Raw genomic sequence first — 21834 nt, 5'->3', positions numbered from 1 at the left:
CGACCACATGGCGGACCGTGTCCGGCGTCCCCCGGTGTGGTGGGCATCTGCGCGTCCCCTCCCGCATCTCCGATCGGCGGCGTACGATCGCTCGTCGGGGGCAGGAAGGCGGCGCTGTCGTTCCATGCCGGTCTCACCACCGAGCCTATTGTGGGGATACTCCATATGTCGCGACGTCTGGTCAGCCTGACCCTCGACACCTTGGAAGACCTCCCGCGCCCGTGCCGGCAGTGCGTCTACTGGGAGCTCGATCCGGTCTCCGCGGAGCGCGCCTGCGCCGCTGGCGATCCGGGCCTGGAGAAGGAGGCGTGGGTCTCCCAGACGCTGCTGGAGTGGGGCTCCTGCGGCAAGCTCGCGTACGTCGACGGCATGCCGGCCGGCTTCGTGATGTACGCCCCACCCGCCTACGTGCCCCGCTCGATGGCGTTCCCGACCTCGCCGGTCTCCGCCGACGCGGCACTGCTGATGACGGCCAACGTGGTCGCCGCGTTCGCCGGTGGCGGGTTGGGCCGGATGTTGGTGCAGGGCGTCGCCCGGGACCTGACCAAGCGTGGGATCAAGGCAATCGAGGCGTTCGGCGACGCCAAGTTCGGCGACGCGGACGACCCCTCGGGTGGCTGCGTGGCGCCGGTCGACTTCTTCCTCTCGGTGGGGTTCAAGACCGTACGTCCGCATCCGCGTTTCCCCCGGCTGCGCCTTGAGCTGCGTACGGCGCTGAGCTGGAAGTCCGACGTCGAGTACGCGCTGGAGAAGTTGCTCGGCTCGATGAGCCCGGAGACGCTGCTCCGCCCGGTCCGTCCCGCCCCGGCCACCCGTTCCACCAACGGCTGACCGCCGGGCTCGCGCGCGGCGACCGCACTCAGGCGGAGGGTCAGTCGACCACGGTGCCGGCGGCCACGACGGCCCGCAGTTCGCTGACGTCCAGCGAGCCGGTCGGAACGTCCCGTTCGATCGGGTAGTACATCCGCTGCACGGCAGCCACGATCGCCTCCACCACACGGTCCCGGAACCGGGGGTCGACCAGTTGGGCGCGGTCCGTGGGCGAGGTGAGGTAGCCGACCTCGACCCGGACGGCGGGCATCCGGGTCAGTCGCAGCAGGTCCCACGTCTTGGCGTGGGTACGGCAGTCCCGCAGGCCGGCTCGGGCGACGATCTCCCGCTGCACGAGCCCGGCCAGACGCTCACCGGTCGCCGAGGTCACCCCGTTGTCGGTGCCGTAGTGGTAGGTCGCGACGCCCTCCGCATCCGGGTTGGCGTGGCCGTCCAGGTGCAGCGAGATGAACACGTCGGCGCCGAGCGAATTGGCCAGCTCGGCCCGGTCGGTGTCCGGCAGACAACGGTCCGGCGAAGGCCCCCGGGTGAGCTGCACCCGCACCCCGGACGCGGCGAGCCGCCCCTCCAACCGGCTGGCGAGGTCGTGCACCAGGTCGGCCTCCGTCCAGCGCAGCGGCCCGTCGGGCACCACCATCCCGGGGTCGGTCCCACCGTGCCCCGGGTCGATGACCACCGTCTTGCCGACCAGCGCCGGCCCGGACTGCCGGATCGCGTCAGACTCGCGTAGCCACTGCGGGCGGCCACCGACCACCTTACGGCCGATTCGGCGCAGCGCGTTCATGGTGTGTGGGCCGCAGGAGCCGTCAGGGGTGAGACCGACCTCGCGCTGGAACTGGGCCACAGCGCGGGACGTCCGGACGCCGTAGATGGCGTCCGCGCGGCCCACGTCGTACCCCATCTCCAGCAGTCGCTCCTGCAGTGACCGGACGTCCTCGCCGGTGAGCGGCTCGGGGACCGCGTGGTAGAGGGTGCGGGCGCCGAGCCGCCAGCGGGCGGCGTCCAGGGCTCGCCAGGTCTCCGCCCCGACCCGGCCGTCCACGCTGAGCCCTCGGGACTGCTGGAACGCCCGGACGGCCCGCTCGGTGTCCAGGTCGAACTCGTCGGCGTGCGGCCCGGCTGCGGCGAGCAGGTCGAGGCCGATCAGGATGGTACGAATCTCCGTGACCGCGGGTCCCCGGTCACCGGGTCGGATCGGACGCACGCACGACCCCCTCTGCACGACGCTGGCTGGCCGGGCGGCCCAGGCTTGAGGCTATGCGTTCCGGGGCGGTGAGGTGGCTGGGGCCAGGAAAAACGTCGCCGGTGGGGCCCCGGAGACAACGAAACCCCGCACCCGGCGAGCGGGTACGGGGTCCGGTTGGTGTTTCTGCTGGTCAGAGGGCCGATTCGATGAGCTTTACCAGCTCACCCTTCGGCTTGGCGCCCGCGATCGACTGCACCGGCTGGCCGTTCTTGAAGACGGTGAGCGTCGGCACCGACATCACGCGGTAGGCCCGCGCGGTCTCCGGGTTCTCGTCGATGTTGAGCTTGACGATGGTGACCTGGTCACCCATCTCGCCGGCGATCTCCTCGAGCAGCGGCGAAACCTTGCGGCAGGGGCCGCACCACTCGGCCCAGAAGTCCACCAGAACCGGCTTGTCAGCCTGCAGCACGTCGGCGACGAAACTCGCGTCCGTGACCGCCTTGGTCTTTCCCACTATGGCCCCTCCTCAGATGTGTTCGGTTGCTTCAGCTGAGCGTCGCGATGAACCGCTCGGCGTCGAGCGCGGCGGCACAGCCGGTGCCGGCCGCGGTGATCGCCTGGCGGTAGGTGTGGTCGACGACGTCGCCGGCGGCGAAGACACCCGGCACGTTGGTGTGGGTGCCGGGGGCCTGGACCTTGACGTAGCCCTCGTCGTCCATCTCGACCTGACCACGGAAGAGCTCGCTGCGCGGGTCGTGGCCGATGGCCACGAACACGCCGGTCACGTCCAGCACCTTGGTCTCGCCGGTGTGCACGTTGCGGACCCGTACGCCGGTGACCTTGCCGTCGTCGCCGAGGATCTCCTCGACGGTGCTGTTCCACTCGACCTTGATCTTCTCGTTGCTCAGCGCCCGGTCGGCCATGATCTTGCTGGCCCGGAACGAGTCACGCCGGTGGATGATGGTGACCGACTCGGCGAAGCGGGTGAGGAAGCTGGCCTCCTCCATCGCCGAGTCGCCGCCGCCGACGACCACGATGTGCTGCTTGCGGAAGAAGAAGCCGTCGCAGGTGGCACAGGAGGAGACGCCGTGGCCCAGGTATTCCTGCTCGCCGGGCACGCCCAGCGGCCGCCACGCCGAACCGGTGGAGAGGATGATGGAGCGGGCCCGGTAGGCGGTCTCGCCGACCCAGACGGTGCTCACCGCGCCGGAGCCGGCGTCGCCGGTGTCCACCAGCTCGACACGGGTCACGTCGTCGGTGAGGAACTCGGCGCCGAACCGCTCGGCCTGCTTGCGCATGTTGTCCATCAGCTCGGGGCCGAGGATGCCGTCAGCGAAGCCGGGGAAGTTTTCCACCTCGGTCGTGGTCATCAGCGCACCACCCGACTGCACGCCCTCAATGATCAGCGGCTTCAGGTTGGCGCGTGCGGCGTAGACCGCCGCCGTGTAGCCGGCCGGCCCGGAGCCGATGATGATCAGGTTGCGGACCTCGTCCACTGCCGTCTCCCGAGTTGTGTGTGTTCGGCGTCGGCGCGAGCACCGATGCCGATCCGAGTTGCCGACGCCTGGGTGGGGCCGGCAGCTGACTTCCAGAACGTCATCGTACGAACCGGGGATTCCCGAGCCGGGCATCCGGTGGGTCAGGTCACGTGGGCGGTCATCGTGCCGTTGACCGTGGATTCACCCTACCCGCGCCGAATACCGGCTGTCCGAGCCGGACCCGGGCACCCCGCACTCCGGGCCGCTCACCCAGGCCCAGCGAGCTCCGGTCGCGTCGGTGAAGCGGATGACCAGGGCCTGCTCGCCCTGGAACCGCGCGTAGTCGAGCATCTCGACCGTCAGTGGGGCGTTGCCGTGCTCGGCCGCCACGTCGGCCAGGCAGGTCGCCAGCGCGGCCTCGTCGGTCAGCCGGGCCAACTGGGTCAGCCCGTCGCCGGCGGGACGCCGGCCTTCCTCGTCGTCCACCTCCGGCTGGGTGCCGGGGGTGTTGCCGTTCACTCGGCTGGGAGTCGGTGTGCTCAGCGTGCCGACACCCGGCTCGTTGCCGAGGATCTGCGGGGTGTAGTCCGTACCGCTGCGAAGGGCGGGCCCTGTGGTGCGGACCGCGCCGGCCGCCGCGGCGTCGTCGGGCGCACTGGCCGGCCGGTCCTGGGCGCTGGTGGCACTGGTGTCGTCCGAGACGCCCGTCGCCAACTGGTTGAGGCCCAGCGCGACCGCGACGACGGCGACCGTGGCGGCGGCCACCGGTGCGCCACGGCGGGCCCATTCACGCCAGCGGCGACCAGGGCCGGTGGATGCCCGCCGTCCCGACCTGGACGAGGCGGGGGTGGTGGGCCGGCGACCGGCCCCGCCCTGCACCGGTACGACCAGCGGCGACCCGGTGTCGGCGGCCGGGTCGACCCCGGGCGCGGTCTGCTCGGCGGAGGAATCGTCCGACGTCGGCTCCGCGGCGGCCAGCGCGGCGGAGAGGCGGTCGACGATCGCCTGCGGCATCTCCGGTGACGGCTCAGCCAAGCGGGTCAGGCTCGCACTGACCTCCGTCAACGCGGGAGCCAGCAGTGCGTACGCCTCGGCCCAGGCCGGGTCCGCGGACACCAGCTGGGCGACCTCCTCCTGCTGCGGGGTGCCGTCCAACGCCCCGCCGAGGTAGTCAGCGAGGAGGTCGTCGTCGACCTCCCGGAACCCCTCGGTCGTCACGTGTCCTCCTGGTTGGCGTCCCGCCGGTATCGGCTCGACCCCGATCCGACGCCCTCGGCCGGGCCTGGGTTCCCCGGCGTGACGCCCGGCACGTCACCGACCATCCCGGCCGGGTCCGATCGTGTCGAGGGCGTTGCGGCCACGGCAGGGCGGAGATACCCGAGCAGCACCGCCAGACGGGCCCGGCCCCGGGCACACCGGCTCTTCACCGTCCCCTCGGCGACGCCGAGGATGCGGGCGACCTCGGCGACCGGGTAGCCCTGCACGTCGACCAGCACCAGCGCGGCGCGTTGTTCGAGGGGTAGCGCGGCGAGCGCCTCGCGGACGACCAGCACGGTGTCGTGGTCCTGTGCCACGGCGGCCGGCTCAATCCCGCCGGTGCCCGAGCCGTCCTCGGCACGGTTGCCGTCCGGCAGCGGCACTGTCGGGTGTGCCTGCCGGCGACGGATCCGGTCCAGACAGGCGTTCACCACGATGCGGTGCAGCCAGGTGGTGACGGCGGAGTCACCGCGGAACCGGGACGCCGCCCGGTGCGCCGATAGCAGGGCGTCCTGGAGTGCGTCGGCTGCCTCCTCGCGGTCGCCGAGGGTCCGCAGGGCGACCGCCCAGAGCCGGTCGCGGTGCCGGCGGAACAACTCGGCGAAAGCGTGCCGGTCGCCATCGACATGGGCACGCAACAGCTCCAGATCGGTAGCTGTGGCGTGCCCGTCCATCACCACGTCCGGTGGAAGCAGTGCCACGGAGGAGGTGCCGGGCTCACGATCCCTGGACCGTGATCTCCTGGACGTCGACCTGGAAGCCCCGCTCGCTGGCCGGCAACTCGGTGATCCAGAACAGCAGGTACTGGTATTTCTGGTCGACGTCGAACCCGTTGAACGTCATGGTGGTGCCGTCGTGGTCCTCGAACGGCTGCCCGATGGTGGTGCCCGGGGTCTTGTAGGCCTGGACCATCTGCTTGTCGCCGTTGGAGGACGACGGCGGCGAGGTGGTGCCGGTGAGGAGCTCGGCGGACGCGCCGGTCGCGGAGAGCACCGCCTGCACCGACTTGACGCTGTGCGGCTCGCCGAGGTCGAGCCAGACCCCCATGCCGGACTTCTGGTTGCCGAACTTGGCCGCCGTGTACGTGTCGGTGCCCCAGCCCTTGTCCGCGTCGCCGTCGATGATTTTGTCGGCGCCGCCCAGCTCGTCGCGCTTCTGGCTGTCCGGATCGATGATCCGGACGCCCTTGACGGCCAGCTTGCGGACCGCGGTGGCGGCCGGGGTGGCATCGCCGGCCGGGGCGCTGGAGGTGGGAGCGGGAGGCTGGTTGGCCTGCGGGTCCTTGTCGCCGTCGCCCAGCGTGCTGATCCCGATCAGCAGACCGACCAGGGCGACCGCCAGCAGGCCGGCGATGCCCACGGCGACCTTGCGACCACCGGCGGCGGCCAGCGGCGACGGCTCTTCCTCGGTGTCGGCGGCGAACCGCAGCGGCCCACTGTTGTCGAGGTAGTGCTCCTCCTCGGCCGGCACGTCCAGTCGGGCCAGCTCGGCGGCGAGCACATCGGACGACGGCGGCGCGATCTCGGCGTCGAGCAGATCCATGGTCAGGTCGTCCAGGTACGCGGGAACACCCGCCCGGACCTGGCGAGGTGCCGCGATGGCGCCCCCGGCGTCGCGAACGGCGTCCGGGATGGCGGCCCGGCCGTGGCCGGCGGTGGCGCCGCGCAGCGGTGCCTCGGCGTGCGGCCAGTAACCGGTCAGGGCAAAGTAGAGGACACCGCCGACCGCCCGGATGTCGTTCTCCTGGCTGTCGTCGCCATCGGTGCGGGCGTCCGCCAGGACCACGCGGCCCTCGTCACTGATCATGACGGTGCCAGGGTGGACGTTGCCGTGCACCATGCCGGTGGCGTGCACTGCGGCGAGAGCGCTCGCGACGGCGTTGCCGATCGCGGTGGCCCGGGCCGGGTCCAGTGGACCGTCGGCCGCCAGGTCCCGCAGGGACTGCCCGTCGACCCACTCGCGCACCACGTACGCGCGGTCGGCCTCGTCGATCGCGTCGTAGACGCCGACCAGGTTGGGGTGGATGACCCGGCTGGCCGCGACGGCCGCCTGAAGCATCTCGGTGGCGGAGTCGCCGCCCGGGTAGCGCAGCACCACCGCGACGGGACGACGCAGGATGACGTCGACCCCGCGCCAGACCAGCCGACCCGCGCTGTCGTTGTTGATGTGCTCAACCAGCTCGTACCGCTCGGCGAGGACTTCACCGGCCGTGGGAGCACCGAAGGTCATGACCGGAGGAGCGCTTTCGTCCGCCTCCTGACCCTCGCCGACCTGGGTCACCCGTCCTCCCTCGGTGATCGTGTCGATCGATGGACCCGCACTGCTGGGCATGTGGCTTCCCGCTCTGCCGTTGAAGGAACCGGCCGACCGGTGTCGACGCGCAGCGTCGGCCCCTGCCGTACCCGTCGAGAGCGACCTTACCTGGGTTGCCCGTCTCCTCGACATGTCATCTTCCCGCCGTACCCGGCGGGTTCCCGGCAGTCGAAGAGCTCGTCCGGTTACGACCGATGTCAGCCACGTTGCTGGCACATGTACTAGCTAATCTACGGCTTCACCGCAAGTGACCGACGCCGGGGCTGGGCTGGCGTGACCCCTCCCTACAACTGGCATGTTCCCACCGATTGGCCCGGCACGCTCAGCCGTACGGTTGGTTATCCACAGGCCGATGCGGTGGTTGACCGGCGAATCGCGGAGTTATCCACAGGTGCATCCCCAGCCTGGTGATCCGCGATCACGGTCCGTGCGTGCAGAAACTTTTTGTGATCGGGTTCTGACGGTCAGCGACCCAGGCGGCGGCGGACCATGCCGACCACCTCGGTGATCTCACTGATCCGCAGCAGCATGGCCAGACCCAGGTAGGTCCCGCCGATCACCGCGCCACCGATCACGAGCTGCACGATTGCTTCCAGTCGGCTCGGTGTGTCGTCACCGGGCAGCAGCTTGACCACCAGCAGACCGACCAGTGCCGATCCGAGTGCGGCGACGCTGATCCGTCCCAGGGTGCGCATGATCCCACCAAGGCCGATTCTGCCGACCCGTGGGCGGAGCAGCCAGGCCGAGGCTACGGCGGCCGCGAGGTAGGAGACCGCGTTGCCAATCATCATGCCGGAGGCCGCGAAGCTTGCCGAGAAGGCGGCGAAGAGCACGATCTGGACCCCGGCCCGCAGAGCCACCACCGGGATGTTGACCAACGCCGGAGTACGGGTGTCTGGCAGGGCGTAGAAGGCGAAGGTGAAGAGCTGACTGACCGCGAACGGCACCAGGGCTACGGCGGCGAAGAACAGCACCGGAGCCGTCGACCGGGCGTCCTCGTCGCTGAACGCTCCGTACCGGAAGAGGGTGAAGGCGATCGGCGTGGCCAGCACCGCGTAGCAGACCGCGATGGGTGCGAGCACCGCCGAGACGGTGCGGGTGCCCCGGGACAGGTCGGCGGCCAGGTCCGCGTACCGGCCGTCGGCGGCAGCCGCGCTCATCCGGGGCATCAGCGCCGTGATGATCGAGACGGCGATGATGCCGTGCGCCATCATCAGCAGTAGGAAAACGTTGTTGTAGATCAGAGCGCCGGCAGCGTTCTTCCCGACCCGGCTGAGAAGGTTGAAGACCACGATCAGACCAAGTTGGCTGACCGCCACGTAGCAGAACATCCAGGCGCCAAGGCGGCCGAGCTCACCGAGACCCAGCGCGCGGAAGTCGAACCGCAGCCGCCAGCGGAAGCCCACCTTGCGCAGCGCGGGCAGCAGGCCGCAGGCCTGCACCGCGACGCCGAGCAGGGTGCCGCCGCCGATCAGCAGGATCTGCCCGGTGGTGAATTGCCCCGGGTCGAGGATCTTCGTTCCGTAGATCGCGATGTAGAGGCCGGCGGTGGCGATCACCACGATGTTGTTCAGGATCGGTGCCCACATCGGAGCGGCGAAGTGCCCCCTGGTGTTGAGCACCGCGCTGATCAATGCGCTGAGGCCGGTGAAGAAGATCATCGGCAGCATGAGCCGGGCCAGGGCGGTTACCAGCTTTTGATAATCCGTGCTCGACTCGTCGCTGGCGTACAGCCAGGTGAGTACCGGTGCGAGGATCACCGCCAGCACCGCGGCCGCGCCGAGGGTGAGCAGCGCGAGGGTCAACAGCCGCTGGGTGTACGCCTGGCCACCGTCGCCGTCGAACTTCCGCCGGCGTACCAGCACTGGGATCAGCACGCTGGTGAGGATGCCTCCGAGCAGGAACTCATAGACCATCCCGGGCAGGATCTGCGCGGTGGTGTAGGCGTTGCCGACCGCCGAACCGAGTGCAGCGGTGAGGACCAGGGTGCGGAGGAAGCCGGTGCCGCGGCTGACCAGGCTGCCGACGGCCATCACCGCGCTGTTCGTCGCCGCGCTCGCCTCGCCCACCTGCTCCTGCGGTGGCGCGGTCGACTCCAGGGCCGGCTGGTTCAGGGGCTCGGCGGAGATGAAGGTGGCGCCGTCGCCGGGACGTCCGCCGGCCCCGGGCCCGCCGTCCGGCGTGGCGTTGGCGCTGCGGTAGAGCCCGCCGCTCATCTCCAGCCTCCCAGGGGTACGTCGAGCCGGACACCGACCCGCACGCCACAGACCATAGTCAACCCCCACCCGTTACCCGCGCCCGGCGGATCGGATCACACCCTGGCCCGATAAGCTGGCGATCCCATGTCCGAAGCTTCCGCTCCTCACGCCGCCGACCGCCGCGAACTCACCGCCGCGCAGCGCAACGCCGTCGCCGAACTGCTCCGGGTTTCCCCGGTCGCCGACGAGTTGGGCCGCCGCTTCGTCCGCGCCGGTCACGAGTTGCACCTGGTGGGCGGTTCGGTGCGGGATGCCCTGCTCGGCCGACTCGGGGACGACCTCGACTTCTGCACCGATGCGCACCCCGACGAGACGCTGCGGGTCCTCAAGGGCTGGGCCGAGTCGATCTGGGAGACCGGTCGGGAGTTCGGCACCATCGGCGCCCAGCGCGACGGCCTGCGGCTGGAGATCACCACGTTCCGCGCGGAGTCGTACGACCAGGTCAGCCGCAACCCGGTGGTGGTCTACGGCACCAGCCTCGACGAGGACCTGAAGCGGCGCGACTTCACCATCAACGCGATGGCGGTCAGCCTGCCGGAGCACCGGTTCACCGACCCGCACGGCGGGTTGGACGACATCTCGGCCAGGATGATCCGTACCCCGAGCACCCCCGGGGAGTCGTTCGGCGACGACCCGTTGCGGATGCTGCGGGCCGCCCGGTTCGCCGCCCAGTTGCGTTTCGCCGTGCACCCGGACGTGCACCGGGCGATGAGCGAGATGTCCGCCGACCTGGACCGGATCACCGCCGAGCGGATCCGCGACGAGTTCACGAAGCTGCTCTGCGGTGCCGACCCGATCACCGGGCTGCGGCTGCTGGTCGACACCGGGCTGGCCGAACGGTTCCTGCCGGAGCTGACCGGGTTGAAGCTGGAGATCGACGAGCACGCGCAGCACAAGGACGTCTACGAGCACACCCTGACGGTCGTCGAGAACGCGGTCTCCTACGAGGAGGAGGGCTGCGACTTCATCCTGCGGATGGCCGCCCTCATGCATGACGTGGGCAAGCCGGCGACGAAGGCTGCGGCCCCCGACGGTCGGGTCAGCTTCCACCATCACGAGGTGGTCGGCGCACGGCTGACCAAGGCCCGGATGAAGGCGATGCGCTACCCGAAGGAGGTCATCGCCAAGGTGACCGCGCTGGTCGCGCTGCACCTGCGCTTCTACGGGTACGGGCGGGGCGAGTGGACGGACTCGGCGGTGCGCCGGTATGTCGCCGACGCCGGTGACCTGCTGCCCCGGCTGCACAAGCTGACCCGCTCGGACTGCACGACCCGCAACCGTCGCAAGGCGGCCCAGCTCGCCGCCGACTACGACGCGCTGGAGGATCGGATCGCCCGGATCGCGGCCGAGGAGGACCTGGCCCGGGTCCGTCCCGACCTGGACGGCAACGCGATCATGGAGTTGCTCGGCGTACCGCCGGGGCCGGTGGTCGGGCGGGCCTGGAAGCACCTCAAGGAACAGCGCCTTGAGCACGGCCCTCTGGACCGTGACGCCGCGGAGGTCGAGCTGCTGCGCTGGGCCCGCGCCGAGGGCCTCGTCGAGTAGCCCTCGCACCGAACCCGAGTGGAACTGACGGGCGCCGCCCCCGAACCGGGAGCGGCGCCCGTCTGCGTACGTCGTCAGCGGGTCTCGACGGCGGTCCCGTCCACGGCCGGGGCGCTCTTGCCGGCGGGGGTGCCGTTGCCGGCCGTGGACGCTGAGCCGAGCCGGGACAGCAGACCGGCCAGGTCGATCCCGGTCAGGTCGCTGCCGAGCTGAAGCCCCTGGGCCACGTTGCCGGCCACCGACTTCGTCAGCGACGACGCGCCGTCGGTGGATATGACGGTCATCTTGTCGATCGCCCCGATCGGCGCGCTCGCCGCCTCGACCACCTGCGGCAGCACCTTGACCAGCAGGTCCAGCACCGCCGCCTCGCCGTAGGCGGCGAACGCCTCGGCCTTGCGCGCCATCGCGTCCGCCTCGGCCTCACCCTTGGCCAGGATGGCCGCGGCCTCGGCCTGACCCTCCCGCTCCACGGCCTCGGCGATGGCGGAGCGCCGACGCTGCTCGGCCTCACCTTCCTTGGCGCCCTCGATCGCGTTCGCCTCGGCGAGCGCGGCACGCCGGGCCCGCTCGCCCTCACCGGTGAGCCGCGCCTGTTCGGCGGAGGCCTGCGCGGCCGCGATGACCGACTGCCGCTGTGCGTCCGCGTGCAGCACCGCCGCGGCGCGGGAGGCCTCGGCCTCCTGCTCCACCTTGTACCGGGCCGCGTCGGCGGGCTTGCGCACCTCGGTGTCCAGTTGGCGCTGCTTGAGTTCGGCGTTGCGCTCGGCGACCTTCTGCTGCTCGGAGAGGATCGCCTGGTCCCGTTCGGCCTGGGCCAGCGGCCCGGCGGCGGCGGACTTCGCCTTCGCCGCGTCGATCTCGGCCTGGATGCCGGCCTGCTTGAGAGACAGGTTCCGGTTCGCCTCCGCGATGGCCTCTTCGGCGAGCAGCCGCTCCTGCTCGGCCTGCTGCCGGGCCCGTGCCTCGGCGATAGCCGCGTCCTTGAGCACCCGGGCGGCCTCGGGCCGGCCCAGGTCCTGCAGGTAGGACCCTTCGGCGAGGATGTCCTGAAGTTGGAAGGTGTCCAGCACGAGACCCTGGTTGGTCATCGAGTGCTCGGCCTCCTCGGCCACCGCGCTGGCGAACGCCGCCCGGTCCCGGATGACCTCCTCGACGGTGAGCCGGCCGACGATCGAGCGCAGCGCCCCGGCGAGCACCTCCCGGGTGAAGTTGTCGATCTCGTCCTGTTGGTGCAGGAACCGCTGGGCAGCGGCCCGGATCGCGTCCTCGGTGCCGCCGACCTTGACGATCGCCACGCCGTGCAGGTCGGCGCGGATGCCCTGCTTGCTCACCGCCCCCCGGATGCCGACGTCGATCCGTCGGCTGGACAGGTCGAGCGACTGGAGCTTCTGCACCACCGGCAGCACGAAGACCGAGGCACCGAGCACGACCTTCTGCCCGGAGTTGTCGGTCGAGCGCCCGCCGTCGGCGGTCTGGGTGGTGCGACCCTTGCGGCCGGTGACGATGAACGCCTCGTTCGGTCCGGCCACCTTGATCCGGGAGAGCACGAAGAGCACCAGGATGAGCACGAGGAGGACCGCGCCACCGATGGCGATTAGCAGGGCCATATAAAGGAGTCCTGTCTACGAGGGGAAGTCAGTAGGTTTCGACCTGCACGCTGGTCTCGCTGAGCGCCTGCACCACGAAGACCTGGGCGCCGACCGGTATCGGCTGGTCCGCACGGGCGCTGAGCTTGACCGGTTGACCGGCGAGACGAATCCGTACCTCGCCGTAGCCGTCAACCGGCACCGGGGTGACGACCAGGCCGAGCGCACCGACCAGATCGTCGCGGGTGGGGGTGGGGTCGGTGCGCATGTTCCGCGCCGCCCGGCTGAGTCGGGACGCCAACCAGGCGGTGGGCACGGCCGCGAGCACGCCGCCGACCGCCGCGCCGACGACCATGCCAGGGGTACGCGCACCGAGCAGTTCGTTGACGATGGCCGCGCCGAAGCCGAACGCGCCGGCGAAGCCGGCGACCGTCTCGACCGAGATCGGCCCGTCGACGTCTGCGTGCCCGAACTGGAACAGCTCGGTGCCGAGCAGGGCGAGCGCGAGCACACCGATGCCCGCCCCGCCGATGATCAGAAAGATGAGCGTCCCCATTGCCACGACCTGCACGGTATCGATGCCGCGCAAGCTCTGACAGCCCTGCGGGACACAAGATGATCTACCGATGTGGGTCGTCGGTGCCGACCAAAAAGGGGCAGTGCTGACGGATCTTGGTGAGCTATCTTCTGCCGCCGGCCGATCGTTCCGGTCACGTCAGAACGAGAGGACCGCCCATGCTCGTGGTGATCATCATCTACGTCTTCGGTCTGGTGCTGACCGCCGCCATCCTGTTGGGCGTCGCGGCAACCTCCTTCGCCACCACCTCGCGGGTCGACCGGGTGCTGGCCGGTATCGGGGCCGTGTTTGCTGGCTACTACGCCTACTTCCTGCTGAGCACCGACGGCGGCGGACACATCACGGTCTTCTACGCGGCGCTGCTTCTCCCCTTCTTCGCCGGTCGCAAGCTCTACCTGGGCTTCCGGGACCGCGATCGGACCCGCGCCGAACGGGCCGCTGCGGCGGAGGCGATCCGGGCTGCCGAGGAGTGGCGTTCGGCCCGCCGCTGGTAGCCGGGCGGGCCAGGAAGTCCGAGACAGGGAGAATGGGTGGATGCGCTGGACCGTGCTCGACTCACCGATCGGCGAGTTCTCCGTCGCCACCGACGGCACGAGCGTCTGCGGCGCCCATTTCGGGCGGGTCGAGGCGGCGGCGGACGATCCTGACCACGCGCTGGCCGGGCAGGCCGTCGCCGAGCTGCGGGCGTACTTCGCCGGCGAGCTGACCGCGTTCACCGTGCCGGTGTCGATGCCGCGCGGCTCCGACTTCGAACGGGCCGTGTGGCGGGAGATGACACGCATCCCGTACGGGGAGACGCTGACGTACGGCGATGTGGCGCGTCTGGTCGGCGATCCCGGAGCGGCACGGGCGGTGGGAGTGGCCTGCAACCGCAACCCGGTCCCGGTGATCGTGCCGTGTCACCGGATCGTCGGCGCGGGCGGCAAGCTGGTCGGTTTTGGCGGGGGCCTGCCTCGCAAGGTCAAGCTGCTGGAGCTGGAGGCCGGTGTCGCCCTACAACACGCATGGTCGGGAGGTTGACGCCGGTCAACCAGAGTTATACAACTTCGGTATGGCCTTCACCCTGACCCTCAAGCCCGAAGTCGAACAGCGCCTCAAGGAGCTTGCCGAGGCTGAGCAGCGGTCGATGCACAAGACCGTGGAGGTGGCGATTCAGGCCTACCTGGATCGCCATGATCGCGATGACTGGACCCGCCAGGCAGCTCGGAAGGTCTTCGCGGAGGATGCCACGTTCTTCGAGATGCTGGGCGAGCGGTGACTCAGGCTTGGCCGGACGCGGAGGATCTCCTGACTCTCCTCGCAGAGTGGACCGGGCCGGAGAGTCGGGTGCGTGATGCGGGAATCCTGGTCGCAGCGGCAGCACGCCCGCACGCGCGACTGGTGGGGCGGGCCGTCTATCCGACCGTGCTCGACAAGTCGGCAGCGCTCCTGCATGGCCTGATGATGTGGCGACCACTCGACGTCTGGAACGCCGGACTTGGCTGGGCGGCGATGCGGGTGTTCCTGGCCCGGGCCGGCTTCGTTCTCGACATGCCCGCGAAGGAGCGGATGGCGTTGACCGACGCGCTGGTCAGCGGCGAGGTCGACTCGGTTGACGAGCTGGCGCTGCGGCTGTCGCCGTACCTGGAGATGTCGAGCTGAACGCGGCGAGGGCCGGGTCCGTTTCGGACCCGGCCCTCGCCGGTGCTTGCTGTTTCAGCGGGTCAGCGCGCGACCTCGCCGGCGATGAACTCCTCGACGGCCTGGTGGGCGTCGTGGTCGGCGTACTGCACCGGCGGGGACTTCATGAAGTACGACGAGGCCGACAGGATCGGGCCGCCGATCTTCCGGTCCAGCGCGATCTTCGCGGCCCGGACGGCGTCGATGATGACGCCGGCCGAGTTCGGAGAGTCCCACACCTCGAGCTTGAGCTCGGCGTTGAGCGGGGTGTCACCGAACGAGCGACCCTCCAGGCGGATGTACGCCCACTTGCGGTCGTCCAGCCACGGCACGTGGTCCGACGGGCCGATGTGCACGTCGCTCTTGCTCATCTCGTGCGGGATCTGCGAGGTGACCGACTGGGTCTTCGAGATCTTCTTCGAGACCAGCCGCTTGCGCTCCAGCATGTTCATGAAGTCCATGTTGCCGCCGAAGTTGAGCTGGTACGTGCGCAGCAGCTCGACGCCGCGGTCCTCGAAGAGCTTCGCGAGTGCGCGGTGCACGATGGTGGCGCCGACCTGGCTCTTGATGTCGTCACCGACGATCGGCAGGCCAGCGTCGGTGAACTTCTGGGCCCACTCCGGGTCGGAGGCGATGAAGACCGGCAGGGCGTTGACGAACGCGCAGCCGGCGTCGATCGCGGCCTGGGCGTAGAACTTGGCGGCCTGCTCGGAGCCGACCGGGAGGTAGCAGACGACGACGTCGACCTGCGCGTCACGCAGCGCCTGCGCCACGTCGACGGGGGTGGCGTCGGACTCCTCGACGATCTCGCGGTAGTACTCGCCCAGACCGTCGAAGGTCGGACCGCGCTGCACGCTGACGCCGGTCGGCGGCACGTCGCAGAGCTTGATGGTGTTGTTCTCGCTGGCGACGATCGCCTCCGCGAGGTCCATGCCCACCTTCTTGGCGTCCACGTCGAACGCCGCGACGAACTCCACGGAGTTGACGTGGTAGTCGCCGAAGGCGACGTGCATGAGACCCGGGACGCGGTCGTTCGGGTTGGCGTTCCGGTAGTACTCGACGCCCTGAACCAGGGACGAGGCGCAGTTACCCACACCGACGATGGCGACGCGGACGGAGCCCATAGCGTCTGCCTCCTTCTTTTCTGTCACGGCCGCTCATTCCTGGTCTCTCCAGGCGGAGGCGGGCTGTTGTCTTCTCGTCGGCCGCCGGCTGTCCCGATGTTCGGGACCGTCGGGGCTCGGCCGGAGCGCTCGTTGGCGATGAGCTCCTCCAGCCAGCGGACCTCGCGCTCACAGGCATCAAGGCCGTGGCGCTGCAGTTCCAGCGTGTAAGCGTCGAGGCGCTCGGCCGCCCGGCCCAGCACGTCGCGAAGCCCTTCGCGACGCTCCTCGATCTTGCGGCGGCGACCCTCCAGAATGCGCAGGCGGGTCGCCTGGTCGGTCCGGGCGAAGAACGCGAAGTGCACCCCGAAGCCCGTGTCGTCGTACGTCTCGGGCCCGGCCTGTGCGATCAGCTGGGCGAAGCGTTCCTTGCCCTCCGCGGTGATTTTGTAGACCACCCGACCTCGTCGGCTGGTCAGCGCGGGGACCTCCTCGGCAGTGGCGGGCGTCTCATCAGCTTCGGTGATCCATCCCGCCGCCTGCAGCCTGCGTAGCGTGGGATAGAGCGAGCCGTAGCTGATCGCCGCCCGGATCGCGCCGAGTTTGGCGGTCAGCTCCTTGCGCAGCTCATAGCCGTGCATCGGAGACTCCTGCAGGAGGCCGAGGATGGCGAACTCAAGCACTGGCCACCCTCTCTTTACCCTCCGGCGTGGAGCGGTAACCGCCGCGATGTATCGGACCGATACATCGCACGTTAGCGGGTCGCGCGTGCCAGGGCAAACCCCCGCTCCGAGACGGTGCCGTCACGGATTGTGAGCGTGGTCGCCTGCTCGGGCCGGACCGCGTACCCTTCTTCGCATGCGTACGCAGCGCCAGGTCGTCGACTACTCGCTTCAGAAGCGAGCAGTGCTGCGTGAGCTCCTGGCCGGCCGGGTCGGCACGTACGACGTGTGCGACGCATCGCCGTACCTGAAGAACGCCGCCCGGTTCCACGGTGAGCCGACCGACCGACGCTGCCCGATCTGTCGCAGCGAGAACTTGACTCTCGTCCACTACATTTACGGTGACGAGCTCAAGCAGTCCGCCGGGCAGGCCCGGACACTGACCGAGTTGCCTGTCCTGGCGATGACGCTGCGTGAGTTCCAGGTCTTCGTGGTGGAGGTGTGCCTCGGTTGTGACTGGAACCATCTGGTCGAGCAGTACCTGCTCGGCCGGGACGGTCTGGCCGGCGACAGCGACGGCACCGGCGAGCAGGACGTGGCGGCCGCCGAAGGTGCGGGTCGGCGGAGGCGAGAGGCGCAACGGTGATCACAGCTGGTTGGACCGGCCCCGGGGCCGTAGACGAAACCCGGGACGGTCAACCGCTCGTTGGTCCGATTAGCCCTATTAATACGGCAAGTCCCCCGGTGAAACGGCACCCCCGTGCCGGTCTCCCGGGTGAAGCAACTCACGGCAACCCGGTGGCGGCGCAGTCGCGCCCCACCGCGACCGGCAGGGTGTGAGGAATGAACTCGTACGGCGATCCCAGTTCTGCGCGTGGACGGGCCCAGCACTCGGGCCCCGAGGGCGACCCCGGGCCGGTCGCGGACGACGCATACCGCCGCCCCGGCGGTGACTCCCGCGGGAATGGCTGGTCGGCCCCGGTGGCTGGCACGGCGACCCCGGGCCGCGCTTCGGTGACCCCACGGGCCGCCGGTGGGCGGGCCACGGTGGGCGGATCGGCCTCGGTGCCGCCGCGCGGCGCTGCTGCGGCCGGTTCCGCCTCGGTGGGCTCGGCAACCCCCGGCCGCGCAGGGCGGGCGTCGGTGCCGGTGTCGCCGGCACCGGGTGTGGCCGCCGGACGCGCCGGTGCGGGCCGGGCCTCGGTGCCCGTGTCTCCGGCGCCGGGCGCACCGGCAGGCCGAGCCGTGGTCGGCGCCGCCGCCGTCGGTGCCGCCCCGGCGGGCCGGGCCAGTGTCGGCTCCGCGTCGGTGGGTGGCCGTGCCGCCGTCGCCCGGGCGAGCGTCTCGCCGGTCTCCGGTGGGCCGGGCGGTCCCGGTGGACCGAACGGTCCGGGCCGGGGCGGCCGTGGTGCGGGCGACCCGGGCGCCGCCCGACGGGCGAAGAAGCGCAAGCGGATGAACCTGTTGATCGCCGGTGTCGCGGTCTTCATCATGCTCGCCGGTGCCGGCGTGGTCGGGTTCACCTACTACTCGACCAACGTCGTCATGCCCAACGAGTTGCCGCTGCCGCTGTCCACCACTGTGTACGCCAAGGACGGCAGGACCCAGTTGGCCAAGCTGGGCAGCGAGAACCGCAGCTTCGTCACCATCAACCAGATCCCGTTGCACGTGCAGCACGCGGTGGCGGCAGCCGAGGACCGCAACTTCTACCGGCACTCCGGCGTCGACTACAAGGGCATCGTCCGAGCCGCGTGGAACAACGTCTCCGGCGGTGACAAGCAGGGCGCCTCGACCATCACCCAGCAGTACGCGCGCAACGCGTTCGAGAACCTCCAGGACGACTCGTACGGCCGGAAGGTGAAGGAGGCCATCCTCGCCTCCAAGCTGAGCGAGCAGTACGACAAGCCGGAGATCATGCAGCACTACCTCAACGTGATCTACTTCGGACGCGGTGCCTACGGCATCGAGGCCGCGGCGCAGACGTACTTCAACAAGGCGGCGAAGGACCTGACCGTGGGCGAGGGTGCGGTGCTCGCGGCGGTCATCAAGCAGCCGGTGCCGAGCGAGACCCACCAGGGGTTCGACCCCGCGGTCAACGCGACCGACGCCAGGTCACGGTGGGACTACGTGATCGCCGGCATGAAGAAGGAGGGCTGGCTGGACGCCCCCGGGCAGCCCGCTTCGCCCACCGAGTACCCCAAGGTGCCGGCGCCGAAGAAGGGCGGGAACGGGTTCGGTGTCGACAGCCCGAAAGGCAACGTCATCAACTACGTCCGCCAGGAGATGGACGCGATGGGCCTCTGCTCCGACAACGGCGCGGAGGGCAAGACGAGCTGCGTGGACGCGCTGCGCGACGGCGGCTACCGGATCACCACCACCATCGACCCGAAGCTGCAGACCGCCGCCGAGAACACCGCCATGCAGTCCAAGAAGGGTTCCGAGCTCAACGACCAGCCCAAGAACCTGATGGCGGCGGTGGTGTCGATCGACCCGTCGAAGGGTCGCGTGCTCGCCTACTACGGCGGTGACAGCGGCGCCGACTTCGACTACGCCGGCAAGAACACCGACAAGAACGGTGACCTGACCGGTGGACACCAGCCGGGCTCGTCGATGAAGGTCTACACCCTGGCCGCCGCGATCGAGGCCGGCATCTCGGTCAAGTCGCACTGGGACCCCACGCCGTACAAGCCCGAGGGCTCCGATGTCGCGATCGGCAACGCCGGCCGTACCAACCTCAAGTGCGGCAAATACTGCACCCTCGAAGAGTCGACGATCCAGTCGTACAACGTGCCCTTCTACTGGGTCACCAAGGAGCTCGGCGCCGCCAAGGTCGTCGACATGGCCCGCAAGGCCGGCGTGACCACCATGTGGGGCGTCGACCCGCCGCAGGCCTTCGACCTGTCGAAGAAGGGGCCGAACCCGTTCGACAACTACACCGGTTTCGGCAAGTACCCGATCACCGTGTTCGACCACGCCAACGCCCTGGCAACCTTCGCCAACGACGGCAAGTACATCAAGGCCCACTTCGTCCTGAAGGTGGAGCAGCAGGACAAGGACAGCGGCAAGTGGAAGGTCGTCGGCAGCGAGCGGATCAAGCCGGAGCAGCGGATTCCCAAGAAGGTCGCCGACGAGGTGACCGCTGTTCTGAAGCAGATCCCGCGCCCCAACAACATCTCGCTGGAAAACGGCCGCCAGGCTGCCGCCAAGACCGGCACCTGGGAGTACGACAAGGACGACAACTCGCACGCCTGGACGGTCGGCTACACCCCGCAGAACGCCACAGCGGTGTGGGTGGGCAGCCGGGACCCGAGGAAGCCGGAGATCCGGCTCGCCAGCGGCAAGGACATTGGTGGTTCGACGCTCCCCGGCCCGATCTGGGAGAAGTTCATGAACACCGCACTCAAGGGCCTGGAGGAGATCCCCCTGCCCAGCGTCACCGGCGAGGGTGACGTCACCAAGGGCAACGGCAAGGAGCCGGTGGCGCTGCCGACCATCCCGGGTCTGCCGGGCGGCCCGACCTGTGATCCGCTGACCGACCCGTTCTGCCCGCGTGTCGGCGGCACCCCGGGCGGCAACCCCGGGGGTAACCCGGGCGGCAACCCCGGAGGCAACCCGGGCGGCAACCCCGGTGGCGGCGGTGGCGGACTACTGCCCGGCCTACCACCCGAGCGAAACTGACCCGCACCGCTTCATGACGCCGCCGCCGGCCGGACGACCTGTCCCGGCCGGCGGCGGCGTTTTCATACCCGGATCTCCGCGCCGGGACGGGACGGACACCCCCGTCGTACGGCAGGATGCCTCTTCATGAGCACCCAGTCGACGCCCGGCATCGACGACGCCGGTACCACCGACCACCCGTCCCGCTCCGACGGGTTCGTCCGCGGCATGTCCAGCGCGATCGGCGGCCCGCTGGGCGACCACGCGACCGCACTGGACCGGCCGGCAGGCCAGGAACGTCGCTTCTGGACCGCGGTCCGGATCGTGCTGGCGCTGGCGTGTCTCACGCTCGCGCTGCACTGGGTGCAGAAGTCCCCCTGCCAGGACGGCGCCTGGCAGAACAACGTCCAGTACACCCGGTTCTGCTACACCGACGTCCTCGCCCTCTACTACGCCGAGGGGCTCAACGAGGGCAAGGTGCCCTACCGTGATCACCCGGTCGAGTACCCGGTGCTGACCGGCTACTTCATGGGGGCGCTGGGCCTGCCGGTGCACGCCATCGGCGAGGGCGACCCGAGCATCAACCAGGCCCAGTGGTTCTACAACCTCAACGCGTTGGTGCTGGGCGCCCTCGCGGTGGCCACCGTGGCGGTGATCCTGGCCCTGCGCCGCCGACGACCCTGGGACGCCGCGTTGTTCGCGCTGGCCCCGGCGCTGCTGCTCACGGCCACCGTCAACTGGGACCTGCTCGCCATCGGGCTGGCCGCCTTCGGTCTGCTGGCCTGGGCTCGGAAACGACCAGCTGTCGCCGGTGTGCTGCTCGGGCTCGCCGGTGCGGCGAAGCTGTGGCCGCTGTTCCTGCTCGGGCCGCTCCTCGTCCTGGCGCTGCGGGCCGACCGGATCCGCGCCGCGCTCATCGCCACCGGCACGGCGATCGCCGCGTTGGTGCTGGTGAACCTGCCGGCCGCCCGGGCATACCCGGAGAACTGGGACCGGTTCTTCGAGCTGAACACCACCCGGCCCATCGACTGGGGCACGCTCTGGTACATCGGCCGCTACCTGGACGGCAAGGTCGGCAACGACCCCGCCCAACTCGGGCCGTTCGAGTGGCTGAACGCCAACATCCCCACCCTCAACACCATCTCGTACGCGCTGTTCGGGTTGGCCTGTCTCGGTGTGGCCGCGCTGACGCTGCGGGCACCGCGTCGCCCGCGGCTGGCGCAGGTCGCCTTCCTGGTGGTCGCCGCGTTCCTCATCTTCAGCAAGGTCTGGTCTCAGCAGTTCGTGCTGTGGCTGCTGCCGCTGGTGGTGCTGGCCCGACCCAAGTGGGGTGCCTTCCTGGCCTGGCAGATCGCCGAGGTCTGCTACTTCGTCGCCTTCTACGGAGAGCTGCTTGGGGCGGCGACCAGCCGTCCGGTCTTCCCGGAGGGGGTGTTCGTGCTGGCCTCGACGTTCCGGCTGACCACCGTGGTGGTGCTCTGCGTGCTGGTCGTCAAGGAGATCCTGCATCCCGAGCGAGACGCGGTCCGGGCGACCTATCCGGACGACCCGGACGGTGGCGTGCTCGACGGCGCACGAGATGCCCCCTGGGTAGACCGCTGGCGCCGGCCCGCCGACAGCGAACCCTCTCGCGAACCCGTCACCACCACCACCTGACCCAAGCTTGACCGCAGCCTGACCACGTCAGGATTTGCGGGGAGCCCGCCCGGCGCAGGGATCAAG

Annotated in this window: 20 protein-coding genes; 9 read left to right on the top strand and 11 right to left on the bottom strand. The window is 70.0% G+C overall.

The window, feature by feature from the left end; translation table 11 throughout:
• The first annotated feature begins 165 nt into the window (after positions 1-165).
• Complete coding sequence (locus tag FBZ33_RS30985; protein WP_088950792.1) at positions 166-831, top strand: GNAT family N-acetyltransferase; 666 nt, start codon at positions 166-168, stop codon at positions 829-831.
• 40 nt (positions 832-871) lie between these two features.
• On the opposite strand, the gene FBZ33_RS30980 is transcribed toward FBZ33_RS30985, so the two are convergent.
• From FBZ33_RS30980 to murJ, 7 genes are all read right to left on the bottom strand, one after another.
• Positions 872-2035: an N-acetylmuramoyl-L-alanine amidase gene (locus FBZ33_RS30980; protein WP_088950791.1), complete on the bottom strand. Its 1164-nt coding sequence runs from the start codon at positions 2033-2035 to the stop codon at positions 872-874.
• A gap of 172 nt (positions 2036-2207) precedes the next feature.
• Positions 2208-2531, bottom strand: a complete 324-nt coding sequence (gene trxA / locus FBZ33_RS30975; protein ID WP_088950790.1) for a thioredoxin — start codon at positions 2529-2531, stop codon at positions 2208-2210.
• Positions 2532-2562: 31 nt separating this feature from the next.
• Positions 2563-3513, bottom strand: a complete 951-nt coding sequence (gene trxB / locus FBZ33_RS30970) for a thioredoxin-disulfide reductase (protein WP_141911948.1) — start codon at positions 3511-3513, stop codon at positions 2563-2565.
• 183 nt (positions 3514-3696) lie between these two features.
• Entirely contained in the window at positions 3697-4713 is a 1017-nt protein-coding gene (locus FBZ33_RS30965; RefSeq protein WP_141911946.1) for a hypothetical protein, read from the bottom strand.
• Complete coding sequence (sigM, locus tag FBZ33_RS30960; RefSeq protein WP_141913047.1) at positions 4710-5426, bottom strand: RNA polymerase sigma factor SigM; 717 nt, start codon at positions 5424-5426, stop codon at positions 4710-4712. Before sigM ends, FBZ33_RS30965 begins: the two co-directional genes overlap by 4 nt.
• A gap of 43 nt (positions 5427-5469) precedes the next feature.
• The gene (locus FBZ33_RS30955) at positions 5470-7083 is read right to left on the bottom strand and encodes a protein kinase family protein (protein ID WP_141911945.1); all 1614 of its coding nucleotides are present in this window, start codon (positions 7081-7083) and stop codon (positions 5470-5472) included.
• A gap of 446 nt (positions 7084-7529) precedes the next feature.
• Positions 7530-9281 (bottom strand): murein biosynthesis integral membrane protein MurJ, encoded by a 1752-nt coding sequence (gene murJ, locus FBZ33_RS30950; protein WP_141911943.1) that lies wholly within the window; start codon positions 9279-9281, stop codon positions 7530-7532.
• A gap of 126 nt (positions 9282-9407) precedes the next feature.
• Here murJ and FBZ33_RS30945 point away from each other — a divergent pair, with 126 nt between their 5' ends.
• Positions 9408-10868, top strand: coding sequence for a CCA tRNA nucleotidyltransferase (locus FBZ33_RS30945; protein WP_088950785.1), 1461 nt, complete (start codon positions 9408-9410; stop codon positions 10866-10868).
• 74 nt (positions 10869-10942) lie between these two features.
• On the opposite strand, the gene FBZ33_RS30940 is transcribed toward FBZ33_RS30945, so the two are convergent.
• Both FBZ33_RS30940 and FBZ33_RS30935 read right to left on the bottom strand, forming a co-directional pair.
• A complete protein-coding gene (locus tag FBZ33_RS30940) occupies positions 10943-12475 on the bottom strand; it encodes a flotillin family protein (RefSeq protein ID WP_141911941.1) in 1533 nt (510 codons plus the stop codon).
• Positions 12476-12503: 28 nt separating this feature from the next.
• Positions 12504-13010: an NfeD family protein gene (locus FBZ33_RS30935; RefSeq protein ID WP_141913045.1), complete on the bottom strand. Its 507-nt coding sequence runs from the start codon at positions 13008-13010 to the stop codon at positions 12504-12506.
• A 179-nt stretch (positions 13011-13189) separates the two neighbouring features.
• On the opposite strand from FBZ33_RS30935, the gene FBZ33_RS30930 reads away from it, so the two are divergent.
• The 4 genes from FBZ33_RS30930 to FBZ33_RS30915 all read left to right on the top strand — a co-directional run bounded on the left by FBZ33_RS30930 (position 13190) and on the right by FBZ33_RS30915 (position 14672).
• A complete protein-coding gene (locus FBZ33_RS30930; RefSeq protein ID WP_141911940.1) occupies positions 13190-13525 on the top strand; it encodes a hypothetical protein in 336 nt (111 codons plus the stop codon).
• A 40-nt stretch (positions 13526-13565) separates the two neighbouring features.
• A complete protein-coding gene (locus tag FBZ33_RS30925) occupies positions 13566-14051 on the top strand; it encodes a methylated-DNA--[protein]-cysteine S-methyltransferase (protein ID WP_141911938.1) in 486 nt (161 codons plus the stop codon).
• 31 nt (positions 14052-14082) lie between these two features.
• The gene (locus FBZ33_RS30920; protein ID WP_141911936.1) at positions 14083-14289 is read left to right on the top strand and encodes a ribbon-helix-helix protein, CopG family; all 207 of its coding nucleotides are present in this window, start codon (positions 14083-14085) and stop codon (positions 14287-14289) included.
• A gap of 68 nt (positions 14290-14357) precedes the next feature.
• Entirely contained in the window at positions 14358-14672 is a 315-nt protein-coding gene (locus FBZ33_RS30915) for a type II toxin-antitoxin system death-on-curing family toxin (protein ID WP_141911935.1), read from the top strand.
• A 62-nt stretch (positions 14673-14734) separates the two neighbouring features.
• Here the strand turns inward: FBZ33_RS30915 and FBZ33_RS30910 are convergent, their stop codons facing one another.
• Both FBZ33_RS30910 and FBZ33_RS30905 read right to left on the bottom strand, forming a co-directional pair.
• Positions 14735-15814 carry an inositol-3-phosphate synthase gene (locus FBZ33_RS30910; protein WP_141911933.1) on the bottom strand — a complete coding sequence of 360 codons (1080 nt, stop codon included), beginning with the start codon at positions 15812-15814 and terminating at the stop codon, positions 14735-14737.
• A 23-nt stretch (positions 15815-15837) separates the two neighbouring features.
• Positions 15838-16476, bottom strand: a complete 639-nt coding sequence (locus tag FBZ33_RS30905) for a PadR family transcriptional regulator (RefSeq protein WP_088950778.1) — start codon at positions 16474-16476, stop codon at positions 15838-15840.
• 175 nt (positions 16477-16651) lie between these two features.
• On the opposite strand from FBZ33_RS30905, the gene FBZ33_RS30900 reads away from it, so the two are divergent.
• The 3 genes from FBZ33_RS30900 to FBZ33_RS30890 all read left to right on the top strand — a co-directional run bounded on the left by FBZ33_RS30900 (position 16652) and on the right by FBZ33_RS30890 (position 21768).
• Positions 16652-17101, top strand: a complete 450-nt coding sequence (locus tag FBZ33_RS30900) for a DUF5318 domain-containing protein (protein WP_088950777.1) — start codon at positions 16652-16654, stop codon at positions 17099-17101.
• A 197-nt stretch (positions 17102-17298) separates the two neighbouring features.
• Complete coding sequence (locus FBZ33_RS30895) at positions 17299-20133, top strand: transglycosylase domain-containing protein (RefSeq protein WP_141911929.1); 2835 nt, start codon at positions 17299-17301, stop codon at positions 20131-20133.
• Positions 20134-20259: 126 nt separating this feature from the next.
• Complete coding sequence (locus tag FBZ33_RS30890; RefSeq protein ID WP_088950775.1) at positions 20260-21768, top strand: glycosyltransferase family 87 protein; 1509 nt, start codon at positions 20260-20262, stop codon at positions 21766-21768.
• Positions 21769-21834: the final 66 nt, after the last annotated feature.

The sequence above is a fragment of the Micromonospora sp. A202 genome (assembly GCF_006715105.1).
GTDB classification, from domain to species: domain Bacteria; phylum Actinomycetota; class Actinomycetes; order Mycobacteriales; family Micromonosporaceae; genus Micromonospora; species Micromonospora zamorensis.
The sequence above is the reverse complement of the archived record's forward strand: the minus strand, read 5'-3'. Positions and strand labels throughout refer to the sequence as shown.